Here is a 22926-nt window from a genome sequence, read left to right as displayed (position 1 = left end):
ATTACTCTTCTCCTACTCTAAATGTATTTTTTAAAAAATATTATTTTTTGTTCTTTATTTCTTCAAATTCCGCGTCTACTACTTCTCCATTTGGATCAGGAGTACTATTAGAAGACTGAGACTTAGATTGTTCTTGATGTTTTTGACTGGCTTCTAATAATTTTCCAGAAACTTTAATTACAGACTGAATTTTGGATTCAATTTCATTTTTGTCTTCATTTTTTATGACTGATTCCAATTCTTTTAATGCATCTTCTATAGCAGATTTATCATCTAATGATATATTATCACCAACTTCCGTTAATTGTTTCTTGGTACTATGTAACAAATGATCAGCTTGATTTCGAATTTGCACCAACTCTTCAAATTTACGATCTGATTCAGCATTAGCCTCTGCTTCTTGAACCATTTTATTAATTTCCTCTTCATTTAAACCAGAAGAAGCTTTAATAGTAATTTTTTGTTCACGTCCACTATTTTTATCTTTAGCAGATACATGTAAAATACCATCAGCATCAATATCAAAAGTCACTTCAATCTGAGGTATACCACGCATCGCCGCTGCTATTCCATCTAAATTAAATTGTCCCAACGATTTATTATCACTGGCTCTCTTTCTTTCTCCTTGTAAGACATGAATAGTGACAGCAGATTGATTATCTTCAGCGGTAGAGAAAATTTGACTATGTTTAGTAGGGATAGTAGTATTTTTAGCGATTAATGAAGTCATAACACCCCCCATCGTTTCAATCCCTAAAGATAATGGAGTCACATCCAACAACAACACATCTTTTACATCTCCAGACAATACCCCTCCTTGTACTGCCGCTCCGATAGCAACAGCTTCATCAGGATTGACATCTCTGCGTGGCTCTTTTTGAAAAAATTCAGATACTTTTTTTTGAACAAGAGGCATGCGGGTCTGCCCGCCTACTAAAATAACATCATTTATATTGGACACAGACAAGTTAGCATCTTTGAGCGCTACTTTCAGAGGCTCCATAGTACGATTAACTAAATCTTCTACTAAGGATTCTAATTTAGCACGAGTTACTCTAATGTTCATATGCTTTGGTCCAGTGTTATCTGCTGTAATATACGGTAAATTCACATCAGTTTGATGCGAAGCAGATAATTCTATTTTTGCTTTCTCCGCTGCTTCTTTTAGTCGTTGCATTGCTAATGGATCATTATATAAATTAATACGTTGATCTTTTTTAAATTCATCTGCTAAATAATTTATTAAAAGGCTATCAAAATCTTCTCCCCCTAAATGAGTATCTCCATTAGTAGACAGTACTTCAAAAGTTTTTTCTCCATCAACATCATCAATTTCAATAATTGAAATATCAAAAGTTCCCCCGCCTAAATCATATACTGCAATTGTGCGATTTCCTCTAGTTTCTTTATCTAAACCATAAGCTAATGCTGCAGCAGTCGGTTCATTTATAATTCTTTTAACCTCTAAACCAGCAATACGTCCAGAATCTTTAGTAGCTTGACGTTGAGCATCATTAAAATAAGCCGGAACCGTAATAACTGCTTCAGAAATTTGTTCTCCAAGATAATCTTCTGCGGTCTTCTTCATTTTTTTTAAAATTTCAGCGGAAACCTGAGGAGGCGCCATCTTTTGACCTTTAACATCTAACCAAGCATCTCCGTTATCAGCAGAAATTATTTTATACGGCATGATATTCACATCACGCTGCACTTCTGTATCTTGGAACCGACGACCAATCAATCGCTTAATAGCAAATAAAGTATTTTTAGGATTAGTAACAGACTGCCGCTTAGCTGGTTGACCAACTAAAATCTCTCCATCTTGTGTATAAGCAATAATAGAAGGAGTTGTACGATCGCCTTCACTATTTTCTAATACACGAGGTTTATTCCCTTCAATAATTGCTACACAAGAATTGGTTGTCCCCAAATCTATGCCAATAATTTTTCCCATCTATACATCTCCACTGAAAAATCAATTTAACCACACCATGCACCTGATATGCGGTCGAAACTGTACTTTTCAACCTTAAAACAAATTTGTTTTCAAAACTTTTCAAAAAACATTATATGAATTTAAGATAATTAATTATTTTGTAAAAATCACTAATAAAATTACAAAATATCCATACATAGCAAATAGATTATTCATATAATTATTTAATTTTATTCATCACTACTCTTCAGAAAACATCACCTTGTTATACATCTGTATCAATATGAATATTGATACAGATGTATAAATATGTTTATATATTCTATATAATTATTTGTAATCTTATTAAATGCATTAATGAACGCAAAAATGTAAAAAATACTAGATTTTAATATAACACATATATGTTTGTAGCATATACATAATATTTTAAGACGTTATTCTTAAAATTAAGTTACGCAACGAAGAAAAACATTTAGATATTTCATACGATAAAATAGGTAATTTCATACGTTCTTTTAATACAACCGGTAATATTACTTGTATCTTTTTTTTTAAAAAATCTTCTACTAACTCTTTAAATTTAACAGGGTGAGCAGTACCAAGACATATACCAAATTCATCAGAATGTAATTTATCGCATAATGATCGATATGCTACAGCGGTATGAGGTTCGGAAAGATATCCTAAATCTGCAATTTCTTGGACTGTTTTCTCGGTGAGAGAATCATTAACACAACCATATTCCAATTCTTTAATGGATTTATTTTCTCGACGAAACAATTCTTCTATTCTAGACCAATTATTTGGAGAGCTTACATCCATAGCATTAGAAAACGTTGAAACAGTAGGACGAGGTTCCCAATAACCATACTCTAAAAATCTAGGCACAGTATCATTAATATTAGTAGCAGCAATAAACTTCTTCACTGGTAATCCACAAGATTGAGCTAACAATCCTGCTGTTAAATTTCCAAAATTACCGCTAGGAACCGCAATAACTAATTTATTACGCATTTGATGCGGTAATTGTGATACCCCCTCAAAATAGTAACAAATTTGAGCTAATAATCGCCCAATGTTAATGGAATTCGCAGAATTTAAATCTAATTTCTGTCGCAGTACGTTGTCATCAAAAGCTTGCTTAACTAAACGTTGGCATGAATCAAAATCTCCATTTACTGATATTGTAGAAATATTGCCTCCTAAAGTACAAAATAATTTTTCTTGTAATGCGCTAATCTTACCTCTAGGGTAAAGAATTATAACATGTATATTACTTAAATTAAAAAAAGCATGGGCTACAGCAGCACCTGTATCTCCAGAAGTAGCAGTCAAAATAACCATCGGTTTATCAAACCGATGGTTAGTCTGATTTAACATTTGCGCCATTAATCGGCTTCCAAAATCTTTAAAAGCCAAAGTTGGACCATGAAAAAGCTCTAAAACTGCAACATTGTTATTTATATACACCAACGGAACTGGAAAATTAAAAGCATTTTTAACACAAGTTAATATACTATTTTTTGACAATTCAGAGCCAATATATGTAGATAAAATATGCGTACTACGTTCTATAAAACTCATTTCTAAGAGAGAATTTATTTCAAATATAGAGAATTTTGGAAGATCTGCTGGGAAAAATAACCCCTGATTTTTTCCTAATCCTTGCAAGAGAGCTTGAGTAAACGTGACTTGTTCACTATGTTGCTGAATATTATATAGTTTCATTAATTATTCACCATAATACGCGCTCCAAGATTATCTAGAGAACAAATTCGAACAAAACCTGAATTATTTTGTAAATAAAAACGTGATAACCAATCAGAAATATCCTCTATTACATCGTGATTATTACATAATACAAAAACTGTTGGACCAGATCCTGAAATACCACAAGATATAGCACCTCTTTTCATAATATTATGGCGTATACAAGATAATTCAATCGGAAACAATCGTGATCGATAAGGCTCTGCAATGATGTCCTTCATACATCTAATTGCTAAATATTCTTGTTTAGTATGGCAAGCATGTACAAATCCGGATAAATATTGACTATGATTGATACAAACTTCACGATCATATTTATTTGGTAATACTGATCGAGATGCTGCTGTAGATATTTTAATGCCTGGATACGCTACAACCCACAACCAACCATCAAAGCCAGGTATTACCTGGTCAACAATATTGCAATTCTGTAATATTAAACGCATACCTCCTAAAAAACAAGGCGACACATTATCAAAATGAATTGAACCAGAAATTTTACCTTCCATTTCCCCCATTAGCATGAGCAATTGATTTGTATTAAGTGGACATCCGCAATGATAATTCATTGCTACCAATGCAGCTACTATGGAACAAGCGCTAGAACCCAGACCAGAAGAAACAGGAATATTTTTTTCCAATTTAATACTTAAAAAATATGTTTGTCCTAAAATGTCACAAAACTTTCTCCAACATTGGAATACGATATTTTCTTCTAATTGTATTGGTAATTGACTATGAAAAAATCCTGTACTTCTTAAACTAAATGCATTAGCATTTTCAATGCTAATGCAATCTCCAAGTAAGCTACCATTTATTGGAGCAATTGCCATGCCTAACGTATCAAACCCCACTCCAATATTAGCAATAGACGCTGGCGCATAAACTCTGATCATATCCACACACATCCTTATTTTTATTATGATAAAGTACGTAATAAATCTGCAAATACTCCGGCTGCTGTAACATCATTACCTGCGCCATAACCACGTAATACCAATGGTAATGGTTGATAATACCGAGTAAAAAATGCAAGAGCATTCTCTCCATCTTTTACTTTAAATAATGGATGATTATTATTTATAGATTCGATTTGCACGCGACACTGTCCTTCCTGTATATTCCCAACATAACGCAATACATGTCCTAATTTATACGCCCTTTGAGCTTTATCAGAAATAATGTCATCTAGTAAAGACAATTTTTTAAAAAAACTATCCGTATCATTTTTACTTATAAAATTATGTGGTATTACTGGATCGACTTGAATATCATTCAATTCTAATTCATACCCAACTTCTCGTGCTAAAATTAACAATTTTCTAGCTACGTCTATACCAGAAAGATCATCTCTAGGATCTGGTTCAGTATAACCTTTCTTCTGAGCCAATAAAGTTGCAGCAGATAATGATAATCCTTCATCTAATTTTCCAAAAATAAATGATAAAGATCCAGATAAAATACCTGAAAAACTGATTAATTCATCTCCAGCATTTAACAAATTTTGTAAATTTTCTATAACTGGCAATCCAGCTCCGACATTAGTATCATATAAAAATTTCCTTCGTGATTTTATCACAATATCCCTAAGTTTTCTATATTGCTCCATAGATCCTGTATTAGCTTTTTTGTTTGGTGTAATCACATGACAACCATTTAACAAAAAATCCACATAATAATTAACTACGTCAATGCTACTAGTGCAATCAGCAACAACTGGATTTAATAAATGATTTTCTTGTATAATTTCCATTAATTTTTTTAAATTACAAGATTCATGAGTTTTCTTTAGAGATGATTCCCAGTTATTCAAATCAATCCCATTCACATCGATACACATCATTCGAGAATTAATAATACCACATACTCGTAAATCGATATGTTTATTTTTTAACCAATGTCTTTGACGTCGAATTTGTTCTATTAAGGCAGTACCAACGCCTCCAGACCCAATAATAAATACTTCTATTAATTGATCAGTACTAAATAACATTTGATGAGCTACTCTAATTCCAATAGCAGTAACATTGTTTTTTACCACCACCGAAATAGAACGCTCTGAAGATCCTTGAGCAATTGCAATAATATTAATATTAGCGCGAGCTAATGCCTCGAACAATTTGTTAGACAAACCAAGTTGAGTGCGCATGCCATCGCCCACAACTGAAATAATTGCGAGATCTCGTATCACATCTATTGGCTCCAAAAGTCCATTTTTTAATTCTAAATTAAATTCTTCATTTAATGCAGTGCAAGCTTTTGACAATTCTTGATAAGGCACGCAAAAGCTTATGCTATACTCAGAAGATGATTGAGTGATTAACACTACTGAACATATGGCCTTAGACATTGCAGAAAACACACGAGCGGCCATGCCAATCATTCCTTTCATTCCTGGTCCAGAAATGTTTAACATTATCATATCATTTAAATATGTAATTCCTTTAACTATATTAGTCGCATCATTATTAATTGATCCAATTAATGTGCCAGGAGCATTAGGTTTGAAAACATTTTTTATTAAACAAGGTATATGAAATTGAGCAATCGGCACAATAGTGCGTGGATGTAAAATTTTAGCTCCAAAATAAGAAAGCTCCATAGCCTCTTGATAAGATAATGAATTTAATAATTTTGCATTAGGTACTTGATGTGGATCACACGTATAAATACCGTCTACATCTGTCCAAATTTCACAACAACTAGCACCTAAACAAGCCGCTAAAATCGCAGCTGAATAATCAGAACCATTTCGACCTAAAGCAACTAATTCACCCTGCTCATTTCCCGCAGTAAATCCAGCCATTAACATAATATCTAAATGAGAAATAGGTATATTTTTAATACGCCGCGCAGATTCTTCAATATTTACCATAGAGGTCAGATATTCTCTTCCTTGTGCTATAAGATTATCCACTGGATTAATAACAATTATTTGGAGATTCCTCGCATTTAAAAGCCCTTCCATTAAAATAATGGACAACTTTTCCCCCAAACAAATAATATTAGCATTTATATTATCTGGACAAAATTTCAACAATGAAATTCCATGTAGTAAATTTTTTAAATGAATAAACTCTTGTTCTAAGACAAGACGCAAAGTTACATGATTAAATCCTGGTTGAATCTGTGCTATATCTTCCAATAAAGTATTAAAAATAGTTTCTATATTGTGAATATGTTCGAATACGGAATTACCATTTAATGTGTGATCAATAACTGATACTAGATAATTAGTAACCATTGCAGGTGCCGATAACACCGCTGCTATTTGTTCTTCTTGAGCGTTTTTTTCAAGAATATTGGCGACATGGATAAACTGATTTGCATTAGAAAGTGCAGTGCCACCAAATTTCAATACTCGCATGTTTTATCTCCTAAATATGACTCTAATATCCTGAATTTTCATTAATAAAAATAAACAGCAAAGATCACGTAATATTTATCCATATTGCTACTATGTTTTATTAGATAAATAATTATTATAAATAGTTTAAAAGTAGAACAAACACACATTATATCGAAGTATATCATTATATTAATTAATGTAATACTATCTACAATAAAAACTTTTTAAAAATAATCAATTATTGTTTAAGTATATTAAAGTTTTACTAATGTAGTAATATCTGTTTTGACAAAAATTATCAAAATGTATATTTACCTGCGTATACGCAAATTTTTTTATATATACACACAATACACATGCATTTAATTAAAAATAGATCATCTATTTATAATAGGGCGGTTTAAGTAATATTACTGTATTTATATACTTAAATATTCTTATATTTGCATATAAAATACACCAATTTATTTTAATGAAAAATAGCGATAAAAAATAAAATTACTCATTCTCAATGAAATATTTATATTCTATAAAAAAGATATTCTTACATTCTTCGATATAAAAATATTTGATATTGATAAAATCAAAAATTAAAGTAGGACTAAATAGATTAATGAAAATAATATATTTTATAATTCACGTTTAAACATCGTGTTGGTTTGTTGAACCACATTTAACATTAATTTTTTTATTGGAAATAATTTGCGACGTTTTTAATAAAAACCACGCATATAGTTTGCATTCATATTATAAATACTTTAGCAATTAATAATTATCGTTAATTTGAAAATTAATATAATTCAATAGAATCAGGATATAAATTCTATTTATCTAATAAATTTTATTTACATTACGTCAAATTATCAGTATGTTGTAAGATAGATTGTGTACATGTAATTTTAAAAAATTAAAAAATCAAGACAATATCACTGTATTATTTTTAATACATTTTTTATTACCGATAAAATATTAAATATTGATTAAATAATTTAAGTATTCAATCTAATATCACTAATTTGTCGCCATAAATCACGCTTTGCGCGAATATCACATTTTAATATTGGCAACGACGGAGTGGTTAGACATATACTATTCAAATTATTTGATACTTCAGTACCAATCCACCAACAATAACAAGAAAATTCTGATGGAATAATTAAAATTTTAATTTGGTTAGTAGTCAACGCGTATACTTCTTTAGGGTTAATCTGCATGGCACGTATAACATCTTGAACAAAAGGATCATCTAATGATATCGGAAAATCCGATGATATTAATATTAAACGAAGACATGGCCACAACTTAATCGGATTTATGTTGTCTAAAACTACAGGATATCGTAACTTCCAAAGCGTAATACCTAATTCCTGAAAAATAAACGTACATGGTTTATTTCTATTATTAGTAAACATAGCCATCCATATTTAACAATCATTATTTACTAAATAAATATATAAATAATTTATTCTGACAATAATGTTTATACATTTAACATATGTACTAAAAACAATTAATTTAGCATGATGTTATTTTATCTGAATCATATATATTTCCAATTAAACGTTTTGTTGTCAATGTACTTCATTACATGAAGACATACTACCTAAAAATTTCATATTTATTGGTTTATTTAAAATACGTGCATGAGACAACTGCGTTAATATTTTATTGCTAGATAACCCTTTGTCTAACTCAATAATAGCATGAAAAGAAAATAATTTAATATTACCTATTTCGTGATAACGAATATTAACAATATTATTCGAAAGTACTCTAATAATATGACGTATTTTAACTCCATCATTACGCCCTACTGATATGTGATAAGCATCCATATTATCAGAAATTTTAGATTGCAACCTAGTTTTAATAACTCTATTATCGACACGAAAATAATTTTGACGATTACTATTTATACGCATTTTAGAAACTGATTTATTTTTAATAATCGGATCTGGAGGTAATACCAATGGACGATTTCCTTGCGCTATTTTCAGCAAAACTGCTGCTAAATTTTCCGTTGTCAAGTCTCGTCTGGGTTTTATTTGGGACAATAGAGATCGATATATATCCAAATCATCATTCTCGATACTTAATTGATATTCTACTTTATTCGTAAATCTCGATAATCGACAATCAAATAAAGTTTTAGAGGTAGGATACTGAACCTCTGGAATTTTTAAGTTTATTTTGCGTTCGATATGACGCAATAAACGATATTCTTTATGCTCTACAAATAATAAAGATTTTCCCATGCGTCCTGCTCTACCAGTTCTACCTATACGATGTATATAAGCATCAGAATTTATTGGTATATCATAATTTATTACTAAACTAATACGATGAACATCTAATCCACGCGCAGCAACATCAGTAGCTATAAGAATATCTAATTTGCCATGCCTTAATCGATCTAATGTCTGGTGTCGTGCTGTTTGATTCATATCTCCATTCAAAGCTGCACTATTATAACCAAACCTTTCTAATATTTCGGAAATCTCTAACGTTGCACATTTAGTACGAACAAAAACAATAGCTGCATCAAAATCTTCTGTTTCTAAAAAACGCATTAAAGCGTCATGTTTAGCAATTCCTGAATGCACTAACCAATAACTTTGTATAATATTGGCACACATGCTAGTATTAGAATGAATAAATACTTCTTTTGGATTATTCATAAATCGATGACCTATACGACGAATACCCATAGGTAAAGTAGCAGAAAATAATGCTGTTTGACGTTTAACTGGAATATTTTTAATGATACACTCTACATCTTCAATAAATCCCATACGCAACATTTCATCAGCTTCATCTATCACTAAAGTTTTTAATTGAGATAAATTAGCAGTGCCACGGTTTAAATGATCTATTAGTCTACCGGGAGTACTTACTATAATATGAGGTCTCTTATTTAAAGCACTTAATTGAATACCATAACTTTGCCCTCCATATAAAGTAACAACATTTATTTTTTTCATATATCTTGCAAAATTAGAACACACTTTCCCAATTTGTATCGCTAACTCTCGAGTAGGCGTTACAATTAAACCTTGAGAACAAGAATTGTTAATATCAACATTATGTAACAATGGTAAAACAAATGCCGCAGTTTTTCCGCTACCTGTATGCGCCATTCCTAACACATCATATCCAGCTAATAAATATGGAATGCATTGTATTTGAATAGGTAGAGGTTTTTCATACCCAACATCATGTAAAACATTGACAATATAACGATTTAATCCTAAATCTATAAAAGAGTCTGCAGTTTTCGACATCTGTGATTACCTCATTTTAATAAACAATTAACTGTATAAAATACATATTAAAACCCTTTTAAAAAATACAAAAAACACACATACAGACGGATTAAAGTTATTTCAATAACAACGTTCTCGTCATACATATCCTGCTCTTGCAATAACTACAATTAAAATAAAATTAACAATATTGATTATAACTTCATGAATACGAGTATAAATTCCATTTCATAAAGAAGAAAAACATTAATTCTTGAAATGCTATGAAATATTAACCATATATATGCTTATATAAGTTATGTAATAGTGTATCACTAATTCAATTGATTTATTTCCTTAGTACCACATTTATCTTGTATTATAATTTATTCCATTAAGCATCAAATGTTTGATTTGTTTTATTTCTAAATTATAATATAGAGTATCTTACATAATTGTATTATTACCTTATATATATCTTAATATTGTATATGATTTTATTGTTATAAATTTCCACACCCAACCTAGCTACATGGATCATCACCAATCTTTTCTATGTAATCAACCACGCAACTACAATTATCTCACATACATAAACATATAAAATTTTATCACAGTAAAATTATGCGCTCACTTGATGTATTCCTTTCATACTCAAACGAATTCGTCCCTGACGATCTATTTCCAACACTTTTACTAATACTTCTTGTCCTAATTTCAAATAATCAGTTACTTTATTTATTCTTCTTTCAGAAATCTGAGAAATATGAACTAATCCTTCTTTTCCAGAAAGGATAGTAACGAATGCTCCAAATTCCACAATGTGACTAACTTTTCCGGTATAAATGGTTCCTATTTCAACGTTTGCAGTGATATCGTTAATTCTACGAATAGCTTGTTTTGCTTTATCATAATCTAAAGCAACTATTTTTATAATACCATTATCTTCAATATCAATAATAGTATTAGTTTCTTCAGTTAATGAGCGAATAACTGACCCTCCCTTTCCTATAACATCTTTAATTTTATCTGGATTAACTTTAATGCTATATATCCTGGGAGCAAATTTAGAAATTTCCTGCTTAGGAGACTTAATAATCTGTTCCATAATATCTAATATTTGCATTCGAGCATTTTTTGCTTTTTTTAACGCAATATTTATTATATCATAAGTAATTCCATCCGTTTTGATATCCATTTGCAATGCCGTTATACCTTGACGACTACCAGATACTTTAAAATCCATATCTCCAATATAATCTTCATCGCTAACAATATCAGATAATACCACGAAATCATTTCCTTCCTTAATCAGACCCATAGCAACACCAGCAACTGCTGCTTTAATCGGCACTCCAGCATCCATCAACGCCAACGATGTACCACAAATAGATGCCATAGAGGACGATCCATTAGATTCAGTGATTTCTGAAACCACACGTATTGTATACGGAAACTCATTAGCATTAGGCATAACTGCTAACATACCTCGTTTGGCTAAACGTCCATGTCCTATTTCTCTTCTTTTTGGAGCTCCTATGACACCTATTTCACCCACACAATATGGTGGAAAATTATAGTGTAATAAAAATCTATCCGCACGGATACCAGTTAATCCATCAATATTCTGTGCATCACGTTCTGTTCCAAGCGTAACAGCAACCAACGCTTGAGTATCGCCTCTAGTAAATAATGCCGATCCATGAGTACGTGGTAATATGCCTGTTTTTATATCTATTTTCCGAATTGTATCTTGTGAACGTCCATCAACACGTAATTTGTTCGTTAAAATACGATAACGAATTGATTGTGCTTCTAAGTGATTTAAAAGATACATTATTTCTTTTTCATCTACAGCAGCATGCTGGTAGCTATTAAGAACGGTTTTCACTATATCTTTCTTAATACTATCAATTTGAGCATGACGCTCCTTCTTATCAAAAAAACAATATGTATCTTGCAAACGAGACTCATACAATTCAGATAAATACGTTTTTAAAGATATATTAACTTCCTTTTCATTCCAAGAATACTTAGTTTTTCCAACTTTTTTAACTAATTTATTAATATTATGAATCACTATTTGTTGTTGTTCGTGACCAAATATAATAGCATCTAAAATTTCTTTTTCACTTAGCAAACACGATTCTGATTCCACCATCAAGATATTGAATTCAGTCCCTGAAATCACCAAATCTAACGTACTATTAGATAGCTCTGTCGTTGTTGGATTTAATACATATTGATTTTTAATATAACCAACTCTAGCTGCTCCAATGGGTCCAAAAAATGGAATATCAGACAAACTCAATGCAGCAGATACTCCTATTATTGCTACAATATCTGGATTTACTTGTGGATTTACTGATACTACTGTAGCAACTACTTGTACATCATTAATAAATCCTTTAGGGAATAACGGCCGAATAGGGCGATCAATCAAGCGAGACGTTAACGTTTCGTTTTCACTTGGTCGACCTTCTCGACGAAAAAAACCTCCTGGAAATTTTCCAGCAGCATAAGTGCGTTCTTGATAATTTACAACAAGAGGAAAAAAATCTTGTTCTAATTTTACTTGATTAGAACTAACTACTGTGACTAGTACTGTAGTATCACTCATACTCACCATGACTGCAGCATTTGCTTGACGAGCTATTGTTCCAATGTCTAAAATTACAGTATGCTGTCCGTATTTGAATTTATGAATAATCGGATCTAACAAAATAATATCCTTTTTATAATTTAATATATAATTTTTTAATATGTCTAAATAATCATAAGAACATCATGACCTTAAGTATAAAATTAACAAAATTCATTTTCTAATTTATTTTTAAAAACTCCTCAATAAATAAAAAATATAGTCAAAATATTTATATTCTTCACAAACTAAATTATATTAATGACGTAATCCTAAATTTTGTATTAAATTAGTATAATGTAACATGTTATTTTCTTTTAAATATTTCAATAATCTTCTCCGATGAGCGACCATCTTAAGTAATCCGCGGCGACTATGATGATCTTTTTTGTGTTTTAAAAAATGACGTTTCAAATGATCAATACGTTCAGTTAACAGAGCAACTTGTACCTCAGTAGAACCAGTATCTTTAACGTTACGACCAAATGTAAAAATTATTTCTCTTTTTTTTTTAGCACTCCAAGACATGGACAACACCTTTTATTTAAAAACTATATTTAATTTTGAAGGTAAATTATATTTGAAAATTAAACTAAATAAAATTGAAATCAATATTCAATTTTTGATTGTATTCTCTATTTAATTAAAAAATAGATTAGATAAAAATAGAAAATATATTTCTTTATTTTATACATTATCTGTATCTATCAGAAACATACAATCAAAATTGTCTAACCCTTATAAACGCCACAAATAACACATATGAATCAACACTCATACGTTCACACAATTTGACTTGATCAATTATCAAAATGTGTCCATTTTATATTCTTGATGCAAGAATAACATATACAGATAACATCAACATTTTTCATTAGATACATTCGCAAACTCAAGCATGATCATATTCATTGGTGTCAAGAATGCATCTAATTTACAAAACACTTGTACATCATCAAAAGAATCATTATAGAAAATAGCTTCTAAAGTTGCTAAATTTATCATAGAAGAAGAAATGTACTGTCCTACTGATAAACGACGTAATTCTATGACATGTGCTCCGCAACCTAAATACTCTCCAATATCATTCACCATACTACGAATATAAGTGCCTGTAGAACAATGGACATCTAATTCGATAATATTTTCTGTTTTTTTAATAAGACTCAGATCATATATATGAATCGACCTGGGTTTTCTAGGAAAATGTATTCCTTTTCTGGCGTATTTATATAAAGGTAATCCACGATATTTTAATGATGAAAACATAGGAGGAATTTGATTTCTTATTCCTCTAAATGATTCCAAACATTGTTCTAATATATAATCATTTGACTGTACAGGCGACACACTAGTAATCGTCCCATCTGAATCGAAAGTATCAGTGCTTACCCCCAACTGAGCGCTAACTTTATATCGTTTATCAGAATGTAGCAAGTATTTAGCAAACTTAGTCGCTTTACCAAAACAAACAGGCAGCATTCCGGTGGCCAACGGATCCAAAGTGCCAGTATGTCCTATTTTTTTAGCATTAAATAATTTTTTAATCTTATTTAAGAATAAACCAGAAGATATTCCTTTCGGCTTGTCTAATAATAGAATGCCATTAATATCTCGATTTCCTACATTCTTATACCGCTTCACTAGAAACCTTAATGCATTAATTAATTTAACTTGTATATCATAATTTTTCTGTAACAGAAATTAAACTATATACTTTTGCTCCTTCAATTAGTGAAGAATCATATTTAAAGAATAATAAAGGCGCTACACGTAAACACATAGTATTAGCTAATAAAAAACGAATAAACCGTGAAGCACGTTGTAATATCATAACAGCAGTATCTATTTCCTCCGGACCTTCTTTATCAATAAAAGTCACAAAAATATTAGCATTTTTTAAATCTTTAGATACTTGAACTCCTGAAATAGTAGGTATACCTATACGAATATCATCGATCCTATGTTGCAAAATAATAGAAATTTTTTTATGTATTTCCTGAGCAATACGCTGAGTACGATAACTGTGTTGAAAGTACATCTGTCTACCTTCCGTAAAAAAAAATAAACATATATATATATATTACGTGCAAATAAACACCCAATTGAATAATCTAATAATGAACACACTGAATCTCAGTTATACATGAGATATTTTTACCATATCAAACACTTCAATCATATCTCCAGAATGAATATTCTTATAATTTTTTATACCAATACCGCATTCTATTCCACTGCGTACTTCATCAACATCATCTTTAAAACGCCGAAGCGACTCTAACTCACCTTCATACACTACTATATTATCTCGTATAACTCTAATTTTTTTATGGCGTTTTATCATGCCCTCAACAACTATGCAACCAGCAACGTTTCCATATTTTGGAGAACGAAATACATCGCGTACTTTTGCTAAACCAATAATTTCATGTTTATATCGTGGCACTAACATACCATGCACTGCTTGTTTTACTTCATCTATCAAATCATAAATTACTGAATAATAGCGCACATCTAACTGATCCAACTCAATTATACGCCGAGCAGTAGGATCTGCTCTAACATTAAATCCTAAAATAACCGCATTAGAAGCTGCTGCTAATGCAACATCAGTTTCAGTAATACCACCAATAGACGAAGACAAAATTTTTATTGTTACATCACCACCAGTTGATAAATTTTCTAAGGATTCACGAATAGCTTCAGAAGAACCTTGTGTGTCAGATTTGACAACTAAATTTAATTCAGAAACCAGACTAGTATTCTTGATACTGGAAAATATATTTTCTATATTGGGTTCTTTTTGGCGAGCCAATTTTATTTCACGAGACTTTTCTTGACGATACAAAGCTACCTCCCGAGCTTTTTTTTCGTTACGAACTACAATTACGCTCTCTCCAGAAGCAGGTGATCCCGATAAACCCAATAATTCAACCGGGATTGACGGCCCAGCTGAAGTAATCTCATTCCCGAATTCATTACGCATAGCGCGAATGCGTCCATATTCTGTTCCGCATAAAATTATATCACCACATTTTAGTGTACCTTCGCGCACCAGAACAGCAACTACAGGACCACGTCCTTTATCTAAAAAAGATTCAATGACTATGGCCCTTGCCATGCCATGATGCAGAACTTTCAAATCCAACATATCTGATTGCAATAAAATAGCATCTAACAAATTGTCTATTCCATTTCCTGAAGTAGCAGAAACATGTATAAATTGTGTATCGCCACCCCATTCTTCTGGAATAAGACCATGGTTATTAAGATCGTTTTTTATCCGTTCAGGATTGGCTTCTGATTTATCAATTTTGTTTATTGCTACAACCACGGGAACATTGGCAGCCTTAATATGCTCTATTGCTTCAATAGTCTGAGGCATAACTCCATCATCAGCGGCTACTACTAACACAACGATATCCGTTATCTGAACCCCACGAGCGCGCATAGCAGTAAATGCTGCATGTCCTGGAGTATCAAGAAAAGTAATCATACCATTATTAGTACTCACATGATATGCACCTATACTTTGAGTAATACCTCCTACCTCAGAAGAGGCTATTTTAGTTGAACGAATTCTGTCAAGAAGGGATGTTTTTCCGTGATCTACATGACCCATAATAGTAACTATTGGCGCTCTATTTTCGATAGTAGCACCAGAATTTGTTATATCAATATCACGATCATGTATAATTAACTCTTCTAGTTCGTTTTCACGACGTAAAACAACATTATGGCCCATTTCTTCCGCCACCAGTTGAGCAGTATCTTGATCGATAATTTGATTAATCGTTGCTATTATACCCAATTGCATCATCGTTTTAATGACACGAGAACTTTTTATTGACATCTTATTGGCTAATTCAGCTACACTTATAGTTTGTCCAATAATAATATCACGAGTAATGGTTTGAACAGGTTTATTAAAAACTTGTACTAATGCGCTTTGTTTGCGCTTATTTTTATTAACACGATTCGAAATATATAGCTCTTCTTCTATACCAAATTCATCAGATGTTGCTTCATATAAACGATGATGATTACTCCTTTTATGTTGTTTAGTTAATTTTCCGCCATTTCGATATCGCGTACGCACACGAGAGCGATTTCTTCTTTCATTTTCTAATTTTTGATTATTATTCTTCTCTAGCAATTCAGGCATACAATATAATTTACTATTATTGGGACTATCTCCTAAATTAGAACGAATTGTATTTGTATTATTTAATTCAATGTCCCAACAGTTTTTAGTCTTTTTTTTAAGCAACTGCGTTTCATCTGACACTTGTAAAGACTTATCTTCAAATTTATGGGAGATTTTTTCTATGACTTTCTCTTTGTATTCTGTTAATTCAGAATAACGATGATTCTTTTTGGAAATTTGTGTTAATGATAACGGACTGAGAGCATTACTTATTTTTTTATTAACCAATCTATTCTTTACAGTTAGATTAGATGCTTCACGATTAGCATCAAAAACCATTTTGTTTTTTACATCAATAAACTCTGTCTCTTGTAAGGTAGATTGTACATATGTAAGTTTCTTCCGTATCTCTATTTGTACTTTTTTATTTTTACCGCCGACACTAGATACACTTAAAATACTACGTGTTTTTCTTTGTAGTATTAATTTATTAGATATGTCGCTTTTATTGTCATTCATATACTTAAATAAAATTTCTTTTTCTCTTTGAGTTACAATACCTATTTCTGTTTTTAAAATGCCAATATATGAAAACCATTGTATTAATTGATCTACTGACATTTTCATTTCCGCAGCAAACGATTGTATGGTGGTATCTGTCATGGTTTTCCTTAATTATTACTAATAATAATATTAATGTTTGTTATCATTATTAAACCAACAAATATTGCGGGCTTCCATAATTAATTCTCCAATTTTTTCTTTAGTTAATCCTTCAATATCGGAAAGATCCGAAATATCTTGTTCAGCTAACTCTTCTAATGTGGAAATACCACGTTCAACTAATGTTAGTGCTAACTTATATTCAATATTAGGCAATCTCAATAATCCTGTAATGGGATGAATAACCGCCGCAGTATAATTATCTTCCTTGATATCTTTTTCATTATGAGTCACAGAAAAATTCTTTAAAGCACTTTTTGCACGGTCCCTAATTATTTCTACTGTTTTTCTATCAAATTCTTTTATTGATAATAATTCTGTCATAGGTACATAAGCTAATTCCTCAAGAGAAGAAAACCCTGAATCAATTAAAATTTTAGCAAATTGCTCACTGATATTTAAGGAATGAACAAAAACATTTTTGATAGCACATATTTCAACTTGACGTTTCTTTTCCAACTCATCTACAGTCATAATATTAAGTTCCCATCCGCTTAATTGAGATACTAGACGAATGTTTTGTCCATTTCTTCCAATAGCTTGAGGTAAATTAGATTCTTCTACTGAAATATCCATTGTATGCTTATCTTCATCTATCACAATAGAAGCAACATCAGCAGGAGACATAGCATTGATAACAAATTGAACAGGATTATCATCCCATAATATAACATCTACTCGTTCTCCTCCTAACTCACCAGACACAGCCTGAACACGTGCTCCTCTCATTCCTACACACGCTCCTACTGGATCAATACGCTTATCATTCGTTTTAACGGCAATTTTTGCCCGTAAACCAGGATCTCGCGCTGCAGCTTTAATTGTGATTAATTCTTCTCCAATTTCAGGTACCTCGATACGAAATAATTCAATCAACATTTCCGTCCTAGTACGACTGATAAGTAATTGAGGACCTTTAAAATCCGGTCGCACCAAATAAAGAATACCACGAATTCTATCTCCCAATCTAAAATTTTCACGTGGTAACATTTCTTCTCTATTAATAATACCTTCAGCATTATTTCCTAAATCTATACTTATGCTATCTCTATTAATTTTCTTTACTATACCTGTAACAATATCACCCTGTCGATTTAAAAACTGTTCTATAATAATTGCACGTTCAGCTTCACGTACCTTTTGAACAATAACTTGTTTTGCAGTTTGAGTTGTAATACGATCGAAACTAATAGATTCAATTATATCTTCAACGTAATCATAAATTTGAACTTTTGGATTCTCAAATCGAGCTGCATCTAATGTAATTTCTTTAGTAGGTTGAGTTACTTGTTCCACTACAACCCACCTCCGAAATGTATTAATCTGACCTGATTTACGATCAATTACAACACGAACTTCAACATCTTGTTCATATTTCTTTTTTGTAGCAGCAGCCAATGCTGTTTCTAATGCTTCAAAAATTTTTTCTTGAGGTACAGCTTTTTCATTAGAAACTGCTTCTATAACAGCCAAAATCTCTTTATTCATCCCAGTTTCTCAAAATGCTATTTCCTTAATAGCTATGTGCATATCATTGTGTAATTAAACTTCAAGAAATAATTCACCCTACATCGTATTGAAAATATGACGTATTACAATTTATTGATTCAATTACAAAAACTATGATTATAATTGATACAAATTAATTTAATCGTCCTATTCATATCAGACAACCTTGTAACATATAACAGAATTCTATTCGATATTATGAAATTAATAAACCTTGAGAAATTTCCATAGAAAATAATCAGTGATCTACTTATTTGATAGGTATGTTATCAACATGAAAAGAAATCTATTAATATTCTCTGAATATTAATTAAACATTTAACCATAACTAATTTAATAAATCGATATTATTTATGTAGCCTTTAATATCAACATATTTTCCATTATTCTTAAACTACAACACCAGGCTCGGTCAGGCTCACTCAGTATAACACACAACACGTTGTATTTCCTACAGTATAAATAAAGCAACCTACTTGATACGGTTGCGGGGGTCGGATTTGAACCAACGACCTTCGGGTTATGAGCCCGACGAGCTGCCATACTGCTCCACCCCGCGCCTGTACTAAAACAATAGGAATTGTATACCATATAACTCCGAAAAAGCAAATTATTTATATTACGAAACAATACCGAGGACGGGACTTGAACCCGTAATCTCAAATAAGAGAACTACCCCCTCAAAGTAGCGTGTCTACCAATTCCACCACCTCGGTTATTAACAATCATCGATAATACGATACCAAATGTAGCAATACTTTAATGTATATATACATTGCTAGTTTTACATATATTTTATGTCTTTTTATTACATATAAAAAAGATATCTTTAATTAATTTGTTGTTGAAAAAATTACGCTTAAAATTTATATAATTTTATTGATCTTGCAATTGACTATTTTGCATATTGTTTTGAATATACTTTTGATTTTGTTTGCTATTTATATTTCCCAGTAACAAACTAAATAAAAAAAATAATATAGCTAAAATTACTATTAAACACGTTATACCATCATTGATACCTCCTGAACCTAACATATCTCCTAAAGAACGACTACTAAACATTCCTCCTGAATCATTACTTTTGTTTTGTTGTAACATAATCAATGTGATTAGAGATATTGCTATAATTAAAAATATAACCAAAAAAAATTGATACATAACATTATATCGCCTTATATAAACATTTTATGTCTAAAAAAAATAAATCATTTCTACAACTACTAATATTTCTTTTTATACAAAAATACTATATAACTCACTTATATTATAATTATGCGATATACGCATAATATTTGAAGTAAATTACTATTTTATTGATTTTATTTCCGATTTTATTACAGAAGCAATCCTATTTGCTAAATATAATATTTTACCATAACATTTTCCCTCCACCATAATACGAATATATGGTTCAGTGCCAGACTGACGCAATAACACGCGTCCTTGTTCAGATAACTCCTGTTCTACTGCTTTAGTTTCTTTTCTAACCAAATCAGATTCTAAAGGGCTTTTAATGCTAGAACAATATACATTAACTAAAATTTGAGGCAATAAAGACACATCATTGCATAATTCATGTAAACTTACGCAATTATTTACCATTGCGGATAATATTTGAAGAGCAACAATAATACCATCTCCCGTGGTAGTTTTATCTAAAAGTACAATATGCCCAGAATTTTCACCTCCAATGTTCCAACCCTGTTTTTTTAACATTGCAAGTACACATCGATCGCCGACATTAGAACGTATAAAAGGAATATTTAACTGTTTTAATGCTAATACAAGTCCCATATTACTCATAAGAGTCCCTACAATACCACCTGTTAATTGCTTGCAATGTAATTTTTCTCGAGCAATAATGTACAACATTTGATCACCATCTACTTTGTTTCCAAAATGATCGACCATAATGACCCTATCTCCATCCCCATCATAAGCAATACCTAAATCTGCTTTTTTTGCTAATACATGGGCACGTAATTGCCGAATATCTGTAGTACCACATTCTTTATTAATATTAACTCCATTTGGACGACACGCAAGAGTGGCCACATTAGCGCCCAATTCACGAAATACACTTGGAGCTATATGATAAGTAGCTCCATTAGCACAATCTACAATTATTTTTAATTTTCTTAAACTGAGATGAGCAGGGAAAGTTCCTTTGCAAAATTCTATATAACGACCAGCTGCATCAACAATACGACTAGCTTTTCCTAACTCTTTTGGGTCAACACACGTTAAACATTTATCTAATTCTATTTCTATAGAATGCTCTACTTCATCGTCTAATTTAGTACCCTTAATAGAAAAAAACTTAATACCATTATCATAAAAGGGATTATGTGAAGCAGAAATTACAATGCCAGCTTCGGCTCTAAAAGTACGAGTTAAATACGCAATCGCTGGAGTAGGCATAGGACCAGTTAATGCAGCAGACAAACCAGCGGCAGCTAATCCCGACTCTAATGCCGATTCTAACATATACCCAGAAATGCGAGTATCTTTTCCAATAATAATGTAATTAGACCTACCACCACTAAAACGACTTAATACTTTTCCTGCAGCCCAACCAAGCTTCAGAATAAAATCTGGAGTAATAGGAATGCTCCCAACTTTACCTCTAATTCCATCAGTACCAAAGTATTTGCGGCGCTTCATATTAATTTTTATCCTTACTGTGCTTGCTGTTTCAACATCATGCGCACCACTTTTAATGCTTCTGCTGTTTCCTTAACATCATGCACGCGAATAATTTGTACGCCTTGTGTAGCTGCAATCACTGCGCAAGCAATGCTACCTATTAATCTTTGTTTAGGATTATATGAATTAAAACTAAGACTAAGCATTGACTTGCGTGATATACCTACTAACAAAGGCAAACCAAAATGATGAAAATATTTCAAATTAGCTAATAGCTGATAATTATGTGATAAACTTTTCCCAAAACCAAAACCAGGATCAAGTAATAATTTATTTCTGCTAATACCCGCTGATTCAAAACGAGTGATTTGTTTAGTAAAATACTCGTTTACTGCATGTGTAACATTAGAATATATGGGAGAATTTTGCATTGTATTGGGTTCTCCTTGCATATGTACTAAACACACCGGAAGTTTACAATATAACGCAGCTTTCAGCGCTCCTGTAGCAGTAAGAGAGCGGATGTCATTAATCATATGAGCACCGATAGCTGCGCTCTCACGTATTATTAATGCTGATGATGTATTTATTGAAATATAAGTATCAAAACGCTGTGCTATAGCACGTACTACAGGTATAACCCGATCCGCTTCTTCTTCATCGCTGACAGCGTCGGATCCAGGTCGTGTTGATTCTCCGCCAACATCAATACAAGTAGCGCCATAAGTAATCATATTAAATACATGATCAATTGCTTTAGGAAGGGTGCAATAATTACCTCCATCAAAAAAGGAATCAGGAGTAACATTTAAAATCCCCATAATTTGAATTTCAGAAAAATCTAAAATACGTTTATTTGTACTCAATGTCATAAATTTAAAGACATCTCCAAGCATTATTTAAAAATTAATTTAGGTGATCTAATTCATATAAAATGTAAAATACTATTTAAAA

General features: G+C 31.4%; 15 protein-coding genes and 2 tRNA genes. All 17 read right to left on the bottom strand.

What is annotated here, in order from left to right; translation table 11 throughout:
• Positions 1 to 40 precede the first annotated feature (40 nt).
• Positions 41 to 1954, bottom strand: a complete 1914-nt coding sequence (dnaK, locus tag M9394_RS02175) for a molecular chaperone DnaK (protein WP_250246996.1) — start codon at positions 1952 to 1954, stop codon at positions 41 to 43.
• 411 nt (positions 1955 to 2365) lie between these two features.
• Entirely contained in the window at positions 2366 to 3667 is a 1302-nt protein-coding gene (gene thrC, locus M9394_RS02170; RefSeq protein WP_250249838.1) for a threonine synthase, read from the bottom strand.
• Positions 3667 to 4605 carry a homoserine kinase gene (thrB, locus tag M9394_RS02165; protein WP_250246998.1) on the bottom strand — a complete coding sequence of 313 codons (939 nt, stop codon included), beginning with the start codon at positions 4603 to 4605 and terminating at the stop codon, positions 3667 to 3669. The genes thrC and thrB overlap by 1 nt, the downstream gene beginning before the upstream one ends.
• 23 nt (positions 4606 to 4628) lie before the next feature.
• Positions 4629 to 7076: a bifunctional aspartate kinase/homoserine dehydrogenase I gene (gene thrA / locus M9394_RS02160; RefSeq protein WP_250249836.1), complete on the bottom strand. Its 2448-nt coding sequence runs from the start codon at positions 7074 to 7076 to the stop codon at positions 4629 to 4631.
• Positions 7077 to 8047: 971 nt separating this feature from the next.
• Positions 8048 to 8470 carry a DNA polymerase III subunit psi gene (locus M9394_RS02155; RefSeq protein WP_250247000.1) on the bottom strand — a complete coding sequence of 141 codons (423 nt, stop codon included), beginning with the start codon at positions 8468 to 8470 and terminating at the stop codon, positions 8048 to 8050.
• A 159-nt stretch (positions 8471 to 8629) separates the two neighbouring features.
• Positions 8630 to 10339 carry a DEAD/DEAH box helicase gene (locus tag M9394_RS02150; RefSeq protein WP_250249835.1) on the bottom strand — a complete coding sequence of 570 codons (1710 nt, stop codon included), beginning with the start codon at positions 10337 to 10339 and terminating at the stop codon, positions 8630 to 8632.
• 583 nt (positions 10340 to 10922) lie between these two features.
• Positions 10923 to 13022 (bottom strand): polyribonucleotide nucleotidyltransferase, encoded by a 2100-nt coding sequence (pnp, locus tag M9394_RS02145; protein ID WP_250249833.1) that lies wholly within the window; start codon positions 13020 to 13022, stop codon positions 10923 to 10925.
• 177 nt (positions 13023 to 13199) lie between these two features.
• Positions 13200 to 13469, bottom strand: coding sequence for a 30S ribosomal protein S15 (gene rpsO / locus M9394_RS02140; protein WP_250247003.1), 270 nt, complete (start codon positions 13467 to 13469; stop codon positions 13200 to 13202).
• Positions 13470 to 13802: 333 nt separating this feature from the next.
• On the bottom strand, positions 13803 to 14585 hold the full coding sequence (gene truB, locus M9394_RS02135) for a tRNA pseudouridine(55) synthase TruB (protein WP_250247004.1): 783 nt from the start codon (positions 14583 to 14585) through the stop codon (positions 13803 to 13805).
• 37 nt (positions 14586 to 14622) lie between these two features.
• On the bottom strand, positions 14623 to 14982 hold the full coding sequence (gene rbfA, locus M9394_RS02130; protein ID WP_250249831.1) for a 30S ribosome-binding factor RbfA: 360 nt from the start codon (positions 14980 to 14982) through the stop codon (positions 14623 to 14625).
• A gap of 99 nt (positions 14983 to 15081) precedes the next feature.
• Positions 15082 to 17754 carry a translation initiation factor IF-2 gene (gene infB / locus M9394_RS02125; protein ID WP_250249829.1) on the bottom strand — a complete coding sequence of 891 codons (2673 nt, stop codon included), beginning with the start codon at positions 17752 to 17754 and terminating at the stop codon, positions 15082 to 15084.
• Positions 17755 to 17784: 30 nt separating this feature from the next.
• Positions 17785 to 19302, bottom strand: coding sequence for a transcription termination factor NusA (nusA, locus tag M9394_RS02120; protein ID WP_250247008.1), 1518 nt, complete (start codon positions 19300 to 19302; stop codon positions 17785 to 17787).
• 506 nt (positions 19303 to 19808) lie between these two features.
• Positions 19809 to 19882, bottom strand: a tRNA-Met gene (locus tag M9394_RS02115).
• Between the two features lie 71 nt (positions 19883 to 19953).
• Positions 19954 to 20039 (bottom strand) — tRNA-Leu (locus M9394_RS02110).
• 160 nt (positions 20040 to 20199) lie between these two features.
• Entirely contained in the window at positions 20200 to 20484 is a 285-nt protein-coding gene (gene secG / locus M9394_RS02105) for a preprotein translocase subunit SecG (protein ID WP_250247009.1), read from the bottom strand.
• 147 nt (positions 20485 to 20631) lie between these two features.
• Positions 20632 to 21990, bottom strand: a complete 1359-nt coding sequence (glmM, locus tag M9394_RS02100) for a phosphoglucosamine mutase (protein WP_250249827.1) — start codon at positions 21988 to 21990, stop codon at positions 20632 to 20634.
• A gap of 14 nt (positions 21991 to 22004) precedes the next feature.
• Positions 22005 to 22844 (bottom strand): dihydropteroate synthase, encoded by an 840-nt coding sequence (gene folP / locus M9394_RS02095; protein WP_250247011.1) that lies wholly within the window; start codon positions 22842 to 22844, stop codon positions 22005 to 22007.
• Positions 22845 to 22926: the final 82 nt, after the last annotated feature.

Origin of the sequence: Candidatus Blochmanniella camponoti (assembly GCF_023585825.1) — a bacterium.
GTDB lineage: Bacteria > Pseudomonadota > Gammaproteobacteria > Enterobacterales > Enterobacteriaceae > Blochmanniella > Blochmanniella camponoti.
Note: the sequence above shows the minus strand (reverse complement) of the source record. Positions and strands in the feature narration are given on the sequence as shown.

What these genes read in the sequence shown, in the direction of transcription:
- dnaK (WP_250246996.1), bottom strand. Translation starts at nt 1,954, where the DNA reads ATGGGAAAAATTATTGGCATAGATTTGGGGACAACCAATTCTTGTGTA.
- thrC (WP_250249838.1), bottom strand. Translation starts at nt 3,667, where the DNA reads ATGAAACTATATAATATTCAGCAACATAGTGAACAAGTCACGTTTACT.
- thrB (WP_250246998.1), bottom strand. Translation starts at nt 4,605, where the DNA reads ATGATCAGAGTTTATGCGCCAGCGTCTATTGCTAATATTGGAGTGGGG.
- thrA (WP_250249836.1), bottom strand. Translation starts at nt 7,076, where the DNA reads ATGCGAGTATTGAAATTTGGTGGCACTGCACTTTCTAATGCAAATCAG.
- M9394_RS02155 (WP_250247000.1), bottom strand. Translation starts at nt 8,470, where the DNA reads ATGTTTACTAATAATAGAAATAAACCATGTACGTTTATTTTTCAGGAA.
- M9394_RS02150 (WP_250249835.1), bottom strand. Translation starts at nt 10,339, where the DNA reads ATGTCGAAAACTGCAGACTCTTTTATAGATTTAGGATTAAATCGTTAT.
- rpsO (WP_250247003.1), bottom strand. Translation starts at nt 13,469, where the DNA reads ATGTCTTGGAGTGCTAAAAAAAAAAGAGAAATAATTTTTACATTTGGT.
- rbfA (WP_250249831.1), bottom strand. Translation starts at nt 14,982, where the DNA reads ATGTACTTTCAACACAGTTATCGTACTCAGCGTATTGCTCAGGAAATA.
- infB (WP_250249829.1), bottom strand. Translation starts at nt 17,754, where the DNA reads ATGACAGATACCACCATACAATCGTTTGCTGCGGAAATGAAAATGTCA.
- nusA (WP_250247008.1), bottom strand. Translation starts at nt 19,302, where the DNA reads ATGAATAAAGAGATTTTGGCTGTTATAGAAGCAGTTTCTAATGAAAAA.
- secG (WP_250247009.1), bottom strand. Translation starts at nt 20,484, where the DNA reads ATGTATCAATTTTTTTTGGTTATATTTTTAATTATAGCAATATCTCTA.
- glmM (WP_250249827.1), bottom strand. Translation starts at nt 21,990, where the DNA reads ATGAAGCGCCGCAAATACTTTGGTACTGATGGAATTAGAGGTAAAGTT.
- folP (WP_250247011.1), bottom strand. Translation starts at nt 22,844, where the DNA reads ATGACATTGAGTACAAATAAACGTATTTTAGATTTTTCTGAAATTCAA.